The sequence below is a fragment of the Mycobacterium sp. NGS64 genome (genome assembly GCF_059812245.1).
In genome coordinates, this window is record NZ_JCALCI010000001.1 from 1,222,677 (window position 1) to 1,237,842 (window position 15,166).

14 protein-coding genes are annotated in these 15,166 nt (G+C 68.1%); 7 read left to right on the top strand and 7 right to left on the bottom strand.

The features are described 5' to 3' along the window. Window positions 1-55 precede the first annotated feature (55 nt). From AC5Y4S_RS06175 to AC5Y4S_RS06185, 3 genes are all read right to left on the bottom strand, one after another. A complete protein-coding gene (locus AC5Y4S_RS06175; RefSeq protein ID WP_500031044.1) occupies window positions 56-1,093 on the bottom strand; it encodes a beta-propeller fold lactonase family protein in 1,038 nt (345 codons plus the stop codon). A 180-nt stretch (window positions 1,094-1,273) separates the two neighbouring features. Continuing rightward, entirely contained in the window at window positions 1,274-2,929 is a 1,656-nt protein-coding gene (locus AC5Y4S_RS06180) for an NHL repeat-containing protein (RefSeq protein ID WP_500031047.1), read from the bottom strand. Window position 2,930: 1 nt separating this feature from the next. Next, entirely contained in the window at window positions 2,931-4,193 is a 1,263-nt protein-coding gene (locus AC5Y4S_RS06185) for a TolB-like translocation protein (protein ID WP_500031049.1), read from the bottom strand. A 293-nt stretch (window positions 4,194-4,486) separates the two neighbouring features. On the opposite strand from AC5Y4S_RS06185, the gene AC5Y4S_RS06190 reads away from it, so the two are divergent. Genes AC5Y4S_RS06190 through AC5Y4S_RS06200 form a run of 3 tightly spaced genes read left to right on the top strand, consistent with a single transcriptional unit; the run spans window position 4,487 to window position 8,386 of the window. Beyond that, window positions 4,487-4,924, top strand: a complete 438-nt coding sequence (locus AC5Y4S_RS06190) for an MmpS family transport accessory protein (protein ID WP_152531397.1) — start codon at window positions 4,487-4,489, stop codon at window positions 4,922-4,924. Beyond that, entirely contained in the window at window positions 4,921-7,785 is a 2,865-nt protein-coding gene (locus AC5Y4S_RS06195) for an MMPL/RND family transporter (RefSeq protein ID WP_500031053.1), read from the top strand. The genes AC5Y4S_RS06190 and AC5Y4S_RS06195 overlap by 4 nt, the downstream gene beginning before the upstream one ends. A gap of 4 nt (window positions 7,786-7,789) precedes the next feature. Beyond that, on the top strand, window positions 7,790-8,386 hold the full coding sequence (locus AC5Y4S_RS06200) for a TetR/AcrR family transcriptional regulator (RefSeq protein WP_500031055.1): 597 nt from the start codon (window positions 7,790-7,792) through the stop codon (window positions 8,384-8,386). 60 nt (window positions 8,387-8,446) lie between these two features. On the opposite strand, the gene AC5Y4S_RS06205 is transcribed toward AC5Y4S_RS06200, so the two are convergent. Next, the gene (locus tag AC5Y4S_RS06205) at window positions 8,447-8,773 is read right to left on the bottom strand and encodes a WhiB family transcriptional regulator (protein WP_500032179.1); all 327 of its coding nucleotides are present in this window, start codon (window positions 8,771-8,773) and stop codon (window positions 8,447-8,449) included. A 345-nt stretch (window positions 8,774-9,118) separates the two neighbouring features. Here AC5Y4S_RS06205 and AC5Y4S_RS06210 point away from each other — a divergent pair, with 345 nt between their 5' ends. Both AC5Y4S_RS06210 and AC5Y4S_RS06215 read left to right on the top strand, forming a co-directional pair. Continuing rightward, complete coding sequence (locus AC5Y4S_RS06210; protein ID WP_500031057.1) at window positions 9,119-9,412, top strand: hypothetical protein; 294 nt, start codon at window positions 9,119-9,121, stop codon at window positions 9,410-9,412. A gap of 55 nt (window positions 9,413-9,467) precedes the next feature. Continuing rightward, window positions 9,468-10,295: an enoyl-CoA hydratase/isomerase family protein gene (locus tag AC5Y4S_RS06215; RefSeq protein WP_500031059.1), complete on the top strand. Its 828-nt coding sequence runs from the start codon at window positions 9,468-9,470 to the stop codon at window positions 10,293-10,295. Here AC5Y4S_RS06215 and AC5Y4S_RS06220 read toward each other — a convergent pair. From AC5Y4S_RS06220 to AC5Y4S_RS06230, 3 genes are read right to left on the bottom strand one after another with little or no spacing between them, the layout of a single operon-like run. Further along, the gene (locus AC5Y4S_RS06220; RefSeq protein ID WP_500031061.1) at window positions 10,290-11,078 is read right to left on the bottom strand and encodes an MBL fold metallo-hydrolase; all 789 of its coding nucleotides are present in this window, start codon (window positions 11,076-11,078) and stop codon (window positions 10,290-10,292) included. The genes AC5Y4S_RS06215 and AC5Y4S_RS06220 overlap by 6 nt on opposite strands. After that, window positions 11,071-12,603 carry a long-chain-fatty-acid--CoA ligase gene (locus AC5Y4S_RS06225; protein ID WP_500031064.1) on the bottom strand — a complete coding sequence of 511 codons (1,533 nt, stop codon included), beginning with the start codon at window positions 12,601-12,603 and terminating at the stop codon, window positions 11,071-11,073. Before AC5Y4S_RS06225 ends, AC5Y4S_RS06220 begins: the two co-directional genes overlap by 8 nt. Before the next feature lie 16 nt (window positions 12,604-12,619). Continuing rightward, window positions 12,620-13,549, bottom strand: a complete 930-nt coding sequence (locus AC5Y4S_RS06230; protein WP_500031068.1) for a DMT family transporter — start codon at window positions 13,547-13,549, stop codon at window positions 12,620-12,622. Window positions 13,550-13,615: 66 nt separating this feature from the next. Here AC5Y4S_RS06230 and AC5Y4S_RS06235 point away from each other — a divergent pair, with 66 nt between their 5' ends. After that, window positions 13,616-14,224: a CGNR zinc finger domain-containing protein gene (locus AC5Y4S_RS06235; protein WP_500031071.1), complete on the top strand. Its 609-nt coding sequence runs from the start codon at window positions 13,616-13,618 to the stop codon at window positions 14,222-14,224. 142 nt (window positions 14,225-14,366) lie between these two features. Then, on the top strand, window positions 14,367-15,155 hold the full coding sequence (locus AC5Y4S_RS06240; RefSeq protein WP_500031073.1) for an SDR family NAD(P)-dependent oxidoreductase: 789 nt from the start codon (window positions 14,367-14,369) through the stop codon (window positions 15,153-15,155). Window positions 15,156-15,166: the final 11 nt, after the last annotated feature.

The window sequence follows — 15,166 nt, forward strand, 5'->3', positions numbered from 1 at the left end:
AGACAATCCGTTGGCCCGGCGAGCCCCTTCCCGCGCCCCGACGCCGATCCAGCCACTATCGAGATTCGATCACCGACACCGTGTTGTCGGCGCCGTTGGTGACGTAAACAGTGTGGCTGGCCGGATCCACCGCCACCCCGCCCGGGTGCTTGCCGACCGGCACGGTGGCGGTGACGGTGCGCGTCGAGGCGTCGATCACCGACACCGTGTTGTCCCGGTTGTTGGCGACGTAGACGGTGTGGGTGCCCGGGTCCACCGCCATCCCGACCGGGTTTTTGCCGACGGAGACGGTGGCGACGACCGTGCGCGTCGGGGCGTCGATCACCGACACGGTCCCGTCGTCGCCGGTGGCGACGTAGACGGTGTGGGTGCCCGGATCCACCGCCAGGTCGCCCGGGTTCTTGCCGACGGGCACGGTGGCGACGACCGTACGCGTCGAGGCGTCGATCACCGACACCGTGTTGTCCGCGGCGTTGGTGGCGTAGACGGTATGGGTGCCCGGATCCACCGCCACCTGGTGTGGTTGCTTGCCGACGGTCACGTCGGCGGTGACGGTGCGAGTCGGGGCGTCGATCACCGAAACGGTGCAGTCGTAGTCGCCGACGTGGGCAGCGGCCGTTCGAAGTCGACCGACGTAGACGGTGTGGGTGTCCGGGTCCACCGCCACCCCCGCCGGGTTCTCTTCCGGGCCCGTGCCGAGGGGCACGGTGGCGGTCACGGTGCGCGTTGAGGCGTCGATCACCGACACTGTGACGCCGTAGTTGGTGACGTAGACGGTGTGGGTGCCCGGGTCCACCGCCACCCCCTCCGGGCCATAGAACGGCTTGCCGACGGGCACGGTGGCGGTGACGGTGCGCGTCGAGGCGTCGATCACCGACATCGTGTCGTCGTCGCGGTTGGTGACGTAGACGGTGTGGGTGCCCGGGTCCACCGCCACACCCGACGCCGACTTGCCGACGGGCACCGTGGCGGTAACCCGGTAAGTCGGAGGCGTCTTACTGCATCCGGTGACGCCGATGGCGGCAACGGCGAGCAGCACGAGCGCGGCGACGGCGGTCGCGATGGAGAGCGCCGCGATTCTTGCGTTCTTCATGGTTTGCTTTCCTTTCCGCCGAACATGTCCGGGCTGGGATGCGCGGTGGCGTGGCTGTTGTGGTCGGTCACACCAAGCCTGCGGTGGGCGGCTTGCGTGTTTCTTGCTTGGTTCTTGTGCCGGTTCGCTGCCAAAGGCAATGCAGCGCAGGCAAATAGAGCAAACCGGCACTTCGACGCTTCAGCCCGCCGGCAGCTTCACCACCTCGGCGTTATCGCGGTCGGTGACGTAGACGGCGCCCGACGTGTCCACCGCCACCGCCCAAGGGTCGCCGAGGCCGACGAACGGCAGCACGGTTTGGGTGTTCGACCCGGCCGCGAGCTTCACGACGCGCTTGTTGGTGGAGTCGGCGACGTACACGGCGCCCGCCGTGTCCACCGCTACGCCGTGCGGGCCGCCGACTCGGCTGAAGCCGTTGAACGGCAGGACAATTGGCGTGTTCGACCCGGCCGCCAGCTTCATGACCTTGTCGAAGTCGAGGACGTAGACATCGCCGGCGGTGTCCACCGCAAGCCCCCCAGGGTCGCCAAGGCCGTTGAACGGCAGGACCGTTGGCGTGTTGGACCCGGCGGCCAACTTCAGCACCCGATTCTTGCGGTAATCGGTGACGAATACATCGCCTGCGGTATCGACCGCGACATCCCGCGGGGCGACGCCCGAAAACGGCAGCACGGTCTGGGTATTGGAGTCTGGCGCCAACTTCAACACTCGATTGGTCGTGTTGTCGACGACGTAGGTGTTGCCGGCGGTGTCGACCGCCACGCTCTCGGGGAAGCCGAGTCCGGTGAACCGCAGGTCGGTTTGGGTGTTGGACCCGGCCGCCAGCTTGATGACCCGGTTGCGGCGGTCGCGCGAGGTGTTGTTGACGACGTAGACATTGCCGGCGGTGTCCACCGCCACGGCCCAGGGATCGTCGATGCCACTGAACGGCAGCACCGTCTGTCGGCACGCCGGCGGCGCCGTTGACTGCGCCGACGAGAGCTTCACGACTCTGTTGTTCTGGCCGTCGGCCACATACACATTTCCGGCGGTGTCGACCGCGACACTCTCGGGGCCGGTGAGGCCGGTGAACGGCAGCACCGTCTGGGTGCACGATCCGGACGCCAACGTCACCACGGTGTTGTTGAAATAGTCTGTGACAGAAGCCTTTCCGGCGGTGTCCACCGCCACCCCGATGGGGCCTTGGAGCCCGTCGAACGGCAGTGCGGCCTGGGTGGTCGCCCCGGCCGCCAGCGTCACCACCCGCTTGCTGCCGAAGTCGGCGACGTAGACGGTGCCGGTGCCGTCCACCGCGACGCCGCGCGGGCGGCCGAGGTGGGTGAATGGCAGCACCGTCTGGGTGGTCGACCCGGCGGCCAACTCGACCACCCGGGCGTTGAGGTAGTCGGCGACGTAAACGGCGCCGGCCGCATCCACTGCCACGCCGTCCGGGCCGTTGAGGTCCGTGAACGGCAACACCGTCTGGGTGTCGGACCCGGCCGGCAGCTTCACCACCCGGTTGTTGTGGTCGTCAGTGACGTAGACGGCGCCGGCTTTGTCCACCGCCACGCTGTCGGGGTAGTTGAGCCCGGAGAACGGCAGCACCGTCGGGCTGTTCGACCCCGGGGCCAACTTCAGCACTCGTTTGTTGCCGCTGTCGGCGACATACACTGCGCCGCTGGCATCCACCGCGACGCCGGCGGGGTGGTTGAGACCGCCCAGCGGCAGCACGGTTTGTTGGGGCGCCGGCGCCGACCGCGGCGACGAGTGGCACGCGGTGAGGCCGATGACGGCAACGGCGAGGGCGACGATCGTGGCGTTTCGGCGTTGCGGCCACGGCCGCTGCTGCGGTCGCATGCTACTTCTCGCCCGGGTAAGGCACCGCGCTGATGACCGCGCCGCCGTTGAGCGGGGGTCCCAACAGAACGTTGGTGGTGCCGGCGGTGGGGTCGTACTCGAGCAGCGACTGGGCGGGTCCGCAACCGGCGACCGTGGCTTTGAGATCGAGGTTCCCGCCGTGGATGCCGATCACGTAGATGCTGTGACTCGGATCGACGTTGGGGACCGCCACCTTGGACACCGTGCCGTCGGGGTTGAGCTTGCCGAGGTGGATGGCGCCGCATCCGCCCGCGTACTGGACATAGGTGCCGGCCGGCAGTTGCCATGCGCTGATGTCGCCGGTGTCGTGCGACGCCGGGTCCGTTATTGGCGCGGTCAGCGCGGTCGGTGCCGAACCGTCGATGGGGACCAGCCAGAGCCGTGAATGCTGGTTTGCGGCAGTGCAGTTGGCGAGGACGGTTTTCGCGCCGGCGTCCCACCATCGCACCGGTGAGCAGCTTCCTGCCGCAGACGACAGCTCCTTACCGACTGTTCCGTCGTTGCCCATCAGAGCAAGGCCGGAGGCGGTACCCAGCACCAGCTGCGTGCCGTCCGGGGTTGACAGGTACTGACCGTCGAAGGCGCTCGCGAGCTTGTCGGTCGGATAGGTCAGCTGCGGATTGCCGGCCAGGTCGACCCGCGTCAGTTTCTTGTCCACGGTCAGCAGCAGGGCCTTGCCGTCGGGGCGCGTGAAGCGAGGGGCGACAGACGAGCCGTCAACGGTGAACGTGGTGCGGGTGCCGTTGTGCAGGTCGGGCTCGGTGATCACCGTCGATTTTCCGGGGCCCGCGGAGGCCCAAACGGCATGGCTGCCGTCGCCCGACCAGTCGACCCCATTGGGTTCCGTGTTCGGCGGGAAGGTAGTGATCGTGTAGCGACCGCCCGCCGGGTCGACGAGGTACAGGGTGACGGGAACCGTGCCGGGCGCCGGCGAGCCCGGAGGCGGAGACCCGCCGGGAGGCACACTCACGGCCGGGCTCCAGGTGGCGAGCATCCAGCCCGGACCGACTTGCGACCAGGGCACCTCGCCGATCGATTTCTCGACACCGTGAGCCGCCATCTCCGCGGCCGGGGCCGGCGTGGATGTCGTGGGGCCCGGCGCCTGGTGCGATGCGGTCGCATCGTTCGACGAGCACCCTGCCGCCAGGACCGCGCCCAGCGCGACGAGGCTTGCGCACCGTCGCCATGTCCTCCCCGAGAGGGCTTCGTGGCCGCGGGTGGAGCGGCGCGAGCTGGTGATCATTTCGGTTCCTTTCCCGCGAGCGGTAAGTGGTCCTGGCAATTGCGGCAACCATGTCGCCGACACCTTGCGTGATTCTTGCGGGGTTCTTGTGCGCGCCGCCGCCCATTCAGCCCAAATAGCGCAGCCTCCAACGGATCCGAACCCGGAACATCCCGCCTGCCGGCGCGGGAAGATCCCACCACTGTTCCTGGGGCGGCCCGCCCGACGGTGCGGTAGTGTCCTGACCGACCGAGCATGGAACTTGCGTTCCGCGTGGGTGCGGCTCGGCGGTGGCGGTAGGGAGGAGATGGCAGGTGTATCGACTCTTCAAGAAGGTCTGGATCCCACTACTTCTTGTTGTCGTCGTCGCGCTCGGTTCGTATGTTGTGCTGAGGGTCCGCGCCAGTTTCGGCGCCACCGCACACGCCGCGAGCCACGACGCGAACGCCGACGACACGAAGCCGTTCAACCCGAAACACATCACCTACGAGGTCACTTCGCCATCGGGGGGCAGCGTCAGCGCCAACTACCTCGACGAGAACGGGCAACCCCATCTCGTCGAGCACGCCCCGCTGCCGTGGTCGTACACGATCGTGACGACCCTGCCGTCGATGTCGGCCAACATCGTCGCCCAAGGTGACAAAGGCCTGCGCAACATCCGATGTCGGGTCATCGTCGACGGCCAAGTCCGCGACGACCGCACCATCGACGAATACGAGCCCTTCATCTACTGCCTGGTGAAATCCGTATGAGTACCGAGCCCGGCTCCCGCTCCCGCATCGCCCGCATGATCCGCGTCCTGGCGGTGCCGATCATCCTGCTTTGGCTGCTTGTCGCGCTCGGCACCACCCTGTTCACGCCGTCGCTCGGCGACGTCGCGGGCAGGCACTCGGTGCCCATGACCCCGCGGGACGCGACCGCATTCAAAGACATGATGAAAATCGGCCACAAGTTCCAGGAGTTCGACACCGACTCCACGGCGATGGTCGTGTTGGAAGGCGACGACAAGCTCGGCGACAGCGCGCACGAGTTCTACAACCAGATCGTCGCCAAGCTCAAGGCCAGCAAGCATGTCCAGTTCCTGCAGGATTTCTGGAGTGACCCGCTGACCGCCGCCGGCTCCCAGAGCCCGGACGGTAAAGCCGCCTACGTGCAGGTCTTCCTCGACGGCGCGCAGGGCACCACGCCCGCCCACAGGTCGGTGGCCGAGGTCCGCAAGATCGTGAAAAGCGTCCCGCCGCCGCCGGGGGTCAAGGCCTACGTGGCCGGCAACACCGCGCTCAATACCGACACGCTGATCGCCGCGCACAACAGCATGGAACTGATGACGATGGTCACGATCGGCGTCATCTTCGTGATGCTGCTGATCATCTATCGCTCGCTGAAGAACGCGATCCTGGCGCTGATCCTGGTCCGCTTCGAGCTCTATGCCGCGGAAGGCATTGTGGCGACCGCCGGGAATCTGGACATCATCGGGCTGACCCCGTACGCCGTCAGCATGGTCACGATGCTGACCATCGCCACGGGAACCGACTATTTCATCTTCCTGTTGGGCCGCTATCACGAAGCCCGATCCCGCGGCGAGGACCGCGAGCAGGCGTACTACAGCGCCTACAACGGCGTCGTGCACGTCATCCTGGGGTCGGGTCTGACGATCGTGGGCGCCTGCCTGTGCCTGACCGCGACCAAGCTTCCGTACTTCCAGACGATGGGCATCCCGTGCGCCATCGCGCTGGTGGTGACGATGCTGGCGGGCCTAACGCTGGCTCCCGCATTGCTCGCGGTCGCGTCGAGGTTCGGTTTCTTCGATCCGAAACGTCAAGTGTCGGAACGGGGTTGGCGCAAGGTCGGCACGATGGTGACGAGGTGGCCGGTGCCCATCATCGTCGTGGCGTCCTTTGTCGCGGTGATCGGTTTCGTCAGTCTGACGACCTATGTCCCGACCTACAACGACAGGAAGTTCACCCCGCCGGACATCGCGGCGAACGTCGCGCAGACGGCGGCGGAGCGGCACTTCAGCCCGGCGCGGATGAATCCGGAACTACTGATGGTCGAAGCCGACCACGATCTGCGCGATCCGGCGGACATGCTGATCATCGACAGGATCGCCAAGAGCGTCTTCCATGAACGCGGCATCGGGCGCGTCCAAACCATCACCCGCCCGCTGGGCGCGCCGATCGAGCACAGTTCGATCCCCTTCGTGATCGCCATGAACAGCTCCAGCACCCTGCAGACCGCGAAATTCATGAACGACAGCATGGCGTCGATGCTCGAACAGGCCGACGAGATGGGCCGAACGATCAGCGTCATGCAGCACATGTATGGCGTCATGCAGCAGATGACCGCCACGACGCACAGCATGGATCGCCGAACGCACGACCTGGTGGACACCACCAACGAGCTGCGGGACCGCATCGCGGACTTCGACGACTTCTGGCGGCCCATTCGCAGCTATTTCTATTGGGAGAGGCACTGTTTCGACATTCCCATGTGCTGGTCCTTGCGCTCAATCTTCGACGCGCTCGACGGCATCGACCAGATTTCCGACAAATTCGCCGGCCTCACAGTCGATTTTGACGCCCTGGACCGGTTGATGCCACAGCTGCTCGCCGACTTTCCCAAGACCATCGAGTCGATGCAAAGAATGCGCGACTTCATGCTGTCCACGCACAGCTCGATGGCAGGCATCCAGCGGCACATGCAAGAGAACGCCGAAGGCTCGACGATGATGGGGAACTACTTCGACGAAGCCAAGAACGACGACAGCTTCTACCTTCCGCCCGAAGTCTTCAAAAACCCCGACTTCAAGCGCGGTTTGAAGATGTTCGTCTCGCCCGACGGTAAGGCCGTGCGGTTCATCATCACCCACCAGGGCGACCCCGCCTCGGTGGACGGGATCCGGCACGTGCAGGGCGTCAAGCAGGCGGTTGCCGACGCGGTCAAGGGGACTCCCTTGGAGTCTGCGAAGGTGTCGCTGGCCGGCACCGCCTCGATGTACAGCGACATGCAGGACGGCGTGAAGATCGACCTGACGATCGCCGGCATCGCGACGCTCATCCTGATCTTCGGCATCATGCTGGTGATCACCCGCAGCCTGGTGGCCGCGCTGGTGATCGTCGGCACCGTGCTCGCGTCGCTGGGCACCGCGTGCGGTCTGTCCGTGCTGCTCTGGCAGGACATCCTCGGGGTGGGCCTGCAATGGATCGTGCTACCGCTGACGGTGATCATCCTGCTGGCCGTCGGGTCCGACTACAACCTGCTGCTGGTCTCTCGCCTGAAGGAAGAAATCCCCGCCGGCCTGAACACCGGCATCATCCGGGGCATGGGAGCCTCCGGCCGGGTGGTCACCGCGGCCGGCCTGATTTTCGCGGCGACCATGGCGTCGATGATCGTCAGCGACCTGGTGGTGATCGGGCAGTTCGGCACCGCGATCGGGTTGGGTCTGCTCGTCGACACGTTCATCGTTCGGGCCTTCATGACGCCGGCGATCGCCGCCGCGCTGGGCCGCTGGTTCTGGTGGCCGCTGGACACGTTCGCCATGCGGAAGCGGGAGGCCCCTAAGTCGGAGCCGGAGGGTGACACCGCGCCCGTCCCGCAACTGACGGGGGTGTGACGCAATGGAATCGAAGCTTCGCCAGCGCACCGATGGCCGCCTGGACCGGTCCCGTGATCCCGCGATCCTCAACGCCGCTCTTGCCGCACTGACCGAGAACGGGTACGACGCCACGAACATGGACGACATCGCCGCGCGGGCCGGCGTCGGCAAGGCCGCGATCTATCGGCGGTGGTCGTCGAAAGCGGCATTGATGACCGACGTCCTCGTCTACTGGCGGCCCGATCTGCGCGACGACGACGTGTACGACACCGGCAGCCTGGCCGGCGATTTGGACGCCCTGATCGAGCGCGCGGTGCGCAACGACAACGAGTTGATCACCAACGACCTCGTTCTCCGCGTTGCCCTGGAAGCGACGCACGACCGCGAACTCGCCACTGCCCTCGACGACCTGCTGTTGTTGCGGGGCCGACGCGTGATGACGACAATCCTGGCCCGCGCCGCGGCCCGCGGTGAGATCGCCGGTGACCGCGACTGGTCCCCGGTCGCCGACGTGCTCACCGCGATGAGTTTGTTTCGGGTGCTCAACGGCCAGACCGTCGACGCGGGTTACTTCCGGCAGGTCATCGACACACTTGTGCTTCCCGCGCTGTCCACCTAGAGCTTCTCGGTATCGCGCGAGAGCTGTAACAGTTTCGTAATGGGGAAAACGGGCGCCCCGCTAGCCGACGGAGCGGGCGTTGCGCCGGCGGAAGAAATCCGTCCACGACACGACCTCGGGATGCTGTTTGAGCAGGGCCCGGCGCTGGCGCTCGGTCATCCCGCCCCAGATTCCGAACTCGACCTTGTTGTCGAGTGCCTCCGCCGCGCACTCCCGCAGCACGGGGCAGTGACGGCAGATCACGGCAGCCTTACGTTGTGCCGCGCCCCGCACGAACATTTCGTCGGGATCTGCGTCTCTGCACAGCGCCTCCATGACCCAGGTGCGATCGTCCGCCTCCACGGGGCGCGGAGCGCTGGTCACGGGCACAAGACTGATTGGCCGCACGGCCGTCGCTGATTCTGGCAATGAGCTATCCCTTCGTACCGGCCGGCCGAGCGCATGCTCTGCGACCGCCTCCCCTGAGACCCCGTTGGGACGCGCGCCACATCGTGCCCGTTCGTGTGACCTAAATCCCCCCGGTTCCCAAGTTAAGGGATTCAATATCGATTGCGCAACGTTTTGTGGCACATCCGTACCTTTTTTCTTGATTGGCTCGGAGTTTAATGCCGGTGACCTCGGCGTTTGCCGACGCGCTGTCGGACCCGCCCGCGACGAACCCACGCACCTCCGACCGAAATCGTGATCGACTAGTCCCAGCAGCTACAGAGCGAGAGACAAGGACGGTGGACGATGGCAGCCAACCAAGAGGGCATCGGCGTGTTGAAGCTCGAATGCCCGCAACGCCACCCGGTGGGCAGGATCCTCAAGGAGGCCCCGCACCAGTCGGTCATGTACGACCCCGGCGCGATGGCCGGAGAGCGCCGATTCTGGCCCAACGAAGAGGACCAGCCGCAGTTCAAGACGCACTGCCGCTTCTGCGATAAGCCGGTGGGCGAGGTCACGAGCACCCTGCAGGGCCAACTGGCGTCCCTGGTCGGCGACGCCTCGCAGACCATCGGAACCGTCACGATGCAGTTCGCCTAGGCGGCGTTACAGTCTTGGGGCGCGATGTTAAGCGCCGACGCGTGAGAGGAGCCCCGTGCCGACACCGGACGACGCCCCCCGCCCGCCCGAAGGCGACTGGCTGGGCACCCCATACCTGAAGTTCGAACGCCAGGGGCCGATCGCGGTGTGCACGATCGACCGCCCCGAAGCGCGCAACGCCCTGACGCCGGCGATGTACTTCGGGATCCGTTACGCCATAGGGCGTGTCAGCGAGGACCCGGACCTGGCCGGGCTGTTGATCACCGGAACCGGGGACGTCTTCGCGCCCGGCGGCGACATGGGCGGCGGGGGAGCCACCGATAACTGGATCACGTTCGGCTCGGCGCTGGGCATGGACGTCACGCCGTTCGACGCGGTGCGCACGTCGGCCAAGCCCGTCGTCTCCGCGGTCAACGGGCTGTGCCAGGGCGGCGGCATGCAGATCGCGCTGTGCAGCGACCTGTCCGTGGTCAGCGAGCGGGCGACCTTCCGGGTACCTGAGCTGTTCCGCGGCTACGCCGACACCTACTACAGCCAGATGCTCGTCCGCGTGATCGGGCCGGTCCGCACCCGCGACCTGATGTTCACCGGCCGCGTGTTGAGCGCCGCCGAGGCCCTCGACTGGGGCCTGGTCACCCGGGTGGTGCCCCACGACGAGCTGCTCGCCACGGCCAAAGACCTGCTGGCGCAGGTGTGCCGGACCGCGCCGCGCGCCCGCGGCGTCATCAAGTCCAGCATCGACAGCTACCTCGGCCTGTACGACCGCATCGGCATGACCGCCAGCCTCACCGACGCCGAGGCCCGCGACGGCTTCCGCGCGTTCAAGGAGCGCCGCTCGCCGGACTGGGTGCACCCGGGGCTGCGCACCGAGGGACGGCTATAGGTCGATCCACTCGCCGTGCGCCGCGACCCGCAGCACGCCGGCGAGACCGGCCTGATCGAACGCCGCGGCGAATTCGTCGGCGCCCTCGCTGAAGTGGGCCCAGCCGTCGACGTGGGCCGGGATCACGACCTTGGCGCCGAGGACCTCGGCGGCGGCGGCCGCGCGCGCCGACGTCAGCGTCAACGGCCGGCCGCGCTCCTTCGCGGGCACGCGCGCCGCCCCCGCGAAGAGCACCGCGACGTCGATCTCGCCGACCCGATCGGCGACGGCCTTGACCGCGTTCATCGAGGCGTTGTCACCGCTGAGATATACGGTGGGCACGCCGGGTCCCGACAGCACGAACCCCGTCACCTCGCAATTGACGTGGCCGCCGGCGTCGCGCTGCCCGTCGGCCGGGCCGTGGACCGCCGGAACCGCTTGCGCCACAAGCGAACCCGAGCCGCCCGGCAGGTCATACGACTCCCACGCCGGCACGCCTACCGCGGGCGGGCCCAGCCGCCCGGCGGCACCGGGATTGGTGAGCACCAGCGGGGCGGCCAGCGCCATCCCGCGGCCGTCATCGTCGAGGTTGTCGGGATGCTGGTCGTGACTGATCAACACCGCATCCACCGGACCCAACGCGTCGGCGCCCACCGCCGGCCCCGCGAGCTTGGTCAGGTAGCCATGCTCACCGGGCGGATCGAAGGTCGGATCCATCACGATCCGGCGGCCTGCGATGTCGATGACCGTCGTCGGCCCGCCCAGCACCGTGATCGCAAAGTCGCGTCGCCGCGAGTCAAACATTTCTTGGCCGGCCTTCCCAATATGGTTCGCGCAGAGCGGTTTTGAGGATCTTGCCGCTCGCGTTGCGGGGGAGCGACGGCACGAAGTCTACGGTGCGCGGGCATTTGTAGCCGGCCAGGTGCCCTCGGCAGAACTCGATGATGTCGGCGGCGTCGACCTCCTCGGTGGCGACGACGATCGCCTTGACCGATTCGCCCCAGAAGTCGTCGGGCACGCCGATCACGGCGGCGTCGGCGACGGCCGGGTGCTCGATCAGCACGCTCTCCACCTCGGGCCCGTACACGTTCTCGCCGCCGGTGATGATCATGTCCTTGAGCCGGTCCTCGATGTAGACGTAGCCGTCGGCGTCGAGGCGGCCGATGTCGCCGGTGCGCACCCAGTCGTCGTCGGTGATCGTCTCGGCCGTCGCGTCGGGGCGGTTGAGGTAGCCGCTCATGTTCTGGTTGCTGCGCACCCAGATCTCGCCCGGCTGCCCGACGGGCAGCACCTCGCCCGTTTCGGGGTCGACCACCCGAATCTCGGTGCCCAGCACGGGCTTTCCGGCCGACAGCTGCAGGTGGGGCCGGTCGGGGTCGCGGTGGTCGTCGTCGCCGAGCGCCGTGACGGCCCCGCACAGTTCCGTCTGCCCGTACACCTGGACGAAGTTCGTCTCGGGCCAGGTTTCGAGCGCCCGGTGCAGCAGCGGCACCGGCATCGGCGCGGCCCCGTAGACGATGTAGCGCAGGCCCGCGATCGCCGCGCTCGCCGCCTCGCCGGCTTCCAGGAACCGGGCGATGACCGGTGGCACGAAGAACGCGTGCGTCGCGCCGGATCGCACCGCCCCGATCAACGCCGCGGCGTCGGGCTCGCGGGTGATGATCGTCGGCACCCCCGCCGCGATGCCGAACAGCGCGTAGCCGATTCCGCCGACGTGGAAGAGGGGCATCGCCACCAGGTTCGCGTCCCCGTCACCGAACGGGAACGCCGGCGCCAGGTTCGCCGCGTGATTGGCCAGCGCCCGCTGGCTCAGCAGCACACCTTTGGGTCGCCCGGTGGTGCCGGAGCTGTAGATCACCAGCGCGGTTTCGCCCTCGTCGACCTCGGCGGCCGGCGCGGGTTGCGCTGCGGCGAGCAGGGATTCGTACTCGTCGTCGATCACCACGATGCGGTCCAGGCCGTCGACCCGCGCGGCGGCCGCCTCGGCGGCGGGCCGCAGTTCCGCGCCGACGAACAGCAGCCGCGGGCGGCTGTCGGCCAGCACGTGCGTGAGCTCGTCGCCCATCACCCGCCAGTTGACGACGGTCGTCACCGCGCCGATCGACGCCGCGGCGAACAGGATCTCCAGGCAGGCCGGGTGATTCTTGTCCAGGAATGCCACGCAATCACCGCGCCGCACGCCGGCGGCTTGCAGCGCCCCGGCCGCCCGCCGAATCCGCGACGCCCACTGCGCCCACGACCACTGCCGCTCGCCGTAGCGGATCGCGACGTCGTCGGGCCGCTGCCGGGCGTGTCGCTCGACCAACCCGGCGAGCGTCGTGCTGTCCATAACCCCTCCGCAGAAGTCAATTTGTTCCACTCTGTGATACGCGGTCGCGCTCCCGCACGCCGCGGCGGGCCGCGGTTTCAGATCCACGCGAGCTGGCGAGGTAGCCGGCGGCAAGCACCAGCGCACAACCGCCCAGCTGCAGCGCCGAGGGACGCTCGCCCAGCACAACGGCGCCCAGCGCGACCGCGCCCACCGGGGTCAGCAGCAGCAGCGCGGAGCTGACGGTGCTGGGGACGCGGGCCGAGAAGAACGCCACGAACAGCCAGCCGAGCAACTGGCCGGTGACGGCGACCAGGATCAACCATCCGACGGCGTGCCAGCCGGGCCGCAGCTCCAAGCCGTGCCACCAGGGCCCGACGGCGACCGCCAGCACCGCCGACGTCGCCAACACGACCGCGTAGGTCTGCATGGCTTGGCCGGCCTGCCCACCGCGTCGCAGCAGAAACAGGAATCCCGAATAGCACAGCGCGGCGCCGATCGCGTGCGCGGTGCCCAGCGCGGGGTTGCTGCCCGAGATTCCGTGCTCCAGCATCCCGCCGGCGAGCGCGACGCCGACCAGGAGCGCGGGCAGCGCCAGCAGGAACCGGGCCGAGACCCTCTCCCGGTCGACGAGCCAGCTCAACAGTGGAACGACGGCGACCTGGGTGTTGACCAGGACGGTCGATAGGCCCGCCCCCACCTCCGGAATGGCCTGCGTCCACAGCAACATGTCACCGGCGAACAGGGCGCCGCAGCAGGCGGCTGAGAGCAGGCCGCGCCGCGACAGGGCGCGGCCCCGTCGCCGTTCGGGGATGGCGAGCACGACGACCACCGGCAGCGCGAGCAGGCAGCGCGCGGCCGTCGCGGTCGCCGGGGTTGTCGCGGCCAGTTTCAGGAAGACGGCCGAGGCGGACACGCACAGGGCGCCGACGGCCAATCCGACCCGGTCTGCAGGTGTGCGCTTCATGACTATATGGGTACCCGGCTTTCTAATGGTTAAAATCTATTTTTAGGAATTAGGTGGTGATGGCCGATGGTGCGGTCGGAGGCGGCCGGACTCGACCTCCGCGGGGGTCATCCCGCGCTCGACCTGGTCAATACGGTCGCGTGGCGCGGTGACCCGCAGCGCCGTACGGACTACCTGGAGGACTATCTCGACCTGGTGGCGTGGGCGCGCCACGCCGGGGTGCTGTCGCCCGGGGAGGCGCGCGAGCTCGCCCACTGGGCCGACTCGCGCGATGCCGCCGGGAGAGCGTTGCGTCAGACCGTCCGGTTCAGAGAGGCACTGCATCGCATCTGGACGGGGTGCGGGTCAACCCGCGATGCCGACACGATCGCCGGCGCATACCGATCGGCGCTACGGGCCCAACGCCTCACGATCGACGGCGACGTCGCCGGGTGGCACGAGGTGGCGCTGGACGCGCAAACGCCGCTGCATCGGCTGGCCGCCGAATCGGTGACGCTGTTGACCACCATCCCGTTGTCGCGCATCAAGCGATGCGGCGACTCGGCGTGCGGCTGGCTGTTCCTCGACACCAGTCACCGGCAGAACCGCCGATGGTGCAGCACCGCCGACTGCGGCAACCGCGCCCGAGTCCGACGGTTCTACGAGCGCACCCGGGACGCCCGGCCGGATCACTAGCGCAGTGTGAACTGAGGGCTTTGCGTGTGCGCACAGGGCGGGAATTTGGCCGGTCCGCCGCCCCGGGCTCACACGCGACGCCGTGAGTTCACACGCGGCGCCGTGGGCGCACACCGGGCGCCGGTGTGCCACTATCACTGCCATGGTCAACGCCGATCGCGCCCGGTCCCGCACCTTCGTCGTGACGGGGGCGGCGTCCGGCATCGGCCTGGCCACCGCGCGGCGCCTGCTTGCCGAAGGCGGCACCGTCGTCGGCGCCGACGTGGCGGCCCCACCCGACCTGGGAGCCGAATTCCATTTCGTCACCGCCGACATCACCGACGAGGACGCCATCGCCGCGGTGCTCGCCGCGGTCCCCGACCGCCTCGACGGCGTGTTCCACGCGGCGGGCGTCGCCGGCGGCGGGCCGGTGCACCTGCTCGACCGCAAGGAATGGGAGCGGGTGATCGGCATCAACCTGACCGGCACGTTCCTGGTGGCCAAGGCGGCGCTGGCCAGGATGATCGAGCAGCCCCGCGTCGACGGGGAGCGGGGCTCGATCGTCACCGTCGCCAGCATCGAGGGGCTGGAGGGCACGGCCGGCGGCAGCTCCTACAACGCGGCCAAGGGCGGCGTCGTCCTGCTCACCAAGAACATCGCGCTCGACTACGGGCCCAGCGGCATCCGCGCCAACGCCATCTGCCCCGGCTTCATCGAAACCCCCATGGCCCAAGGCGTTTTCGGCCTGCCGGGGATGGAGGGCCCGCTGGCCTCGATCACCGAGGAGCACGCCCTGCAACGGTTCGGCCAGCCCGAGGAGGTCGCGGCGATGGCGGCGTTCCTGCTGTCGCCCGACGCCTCGTTCGTCAGCGGCCAGGCCATCGCCGTCGACGGCGGCTACACCGCCGGTCGCGATCACGGTGTCGTCAAACTCTTCGGCTTGCCCGACTAGCGCCTTAAGAT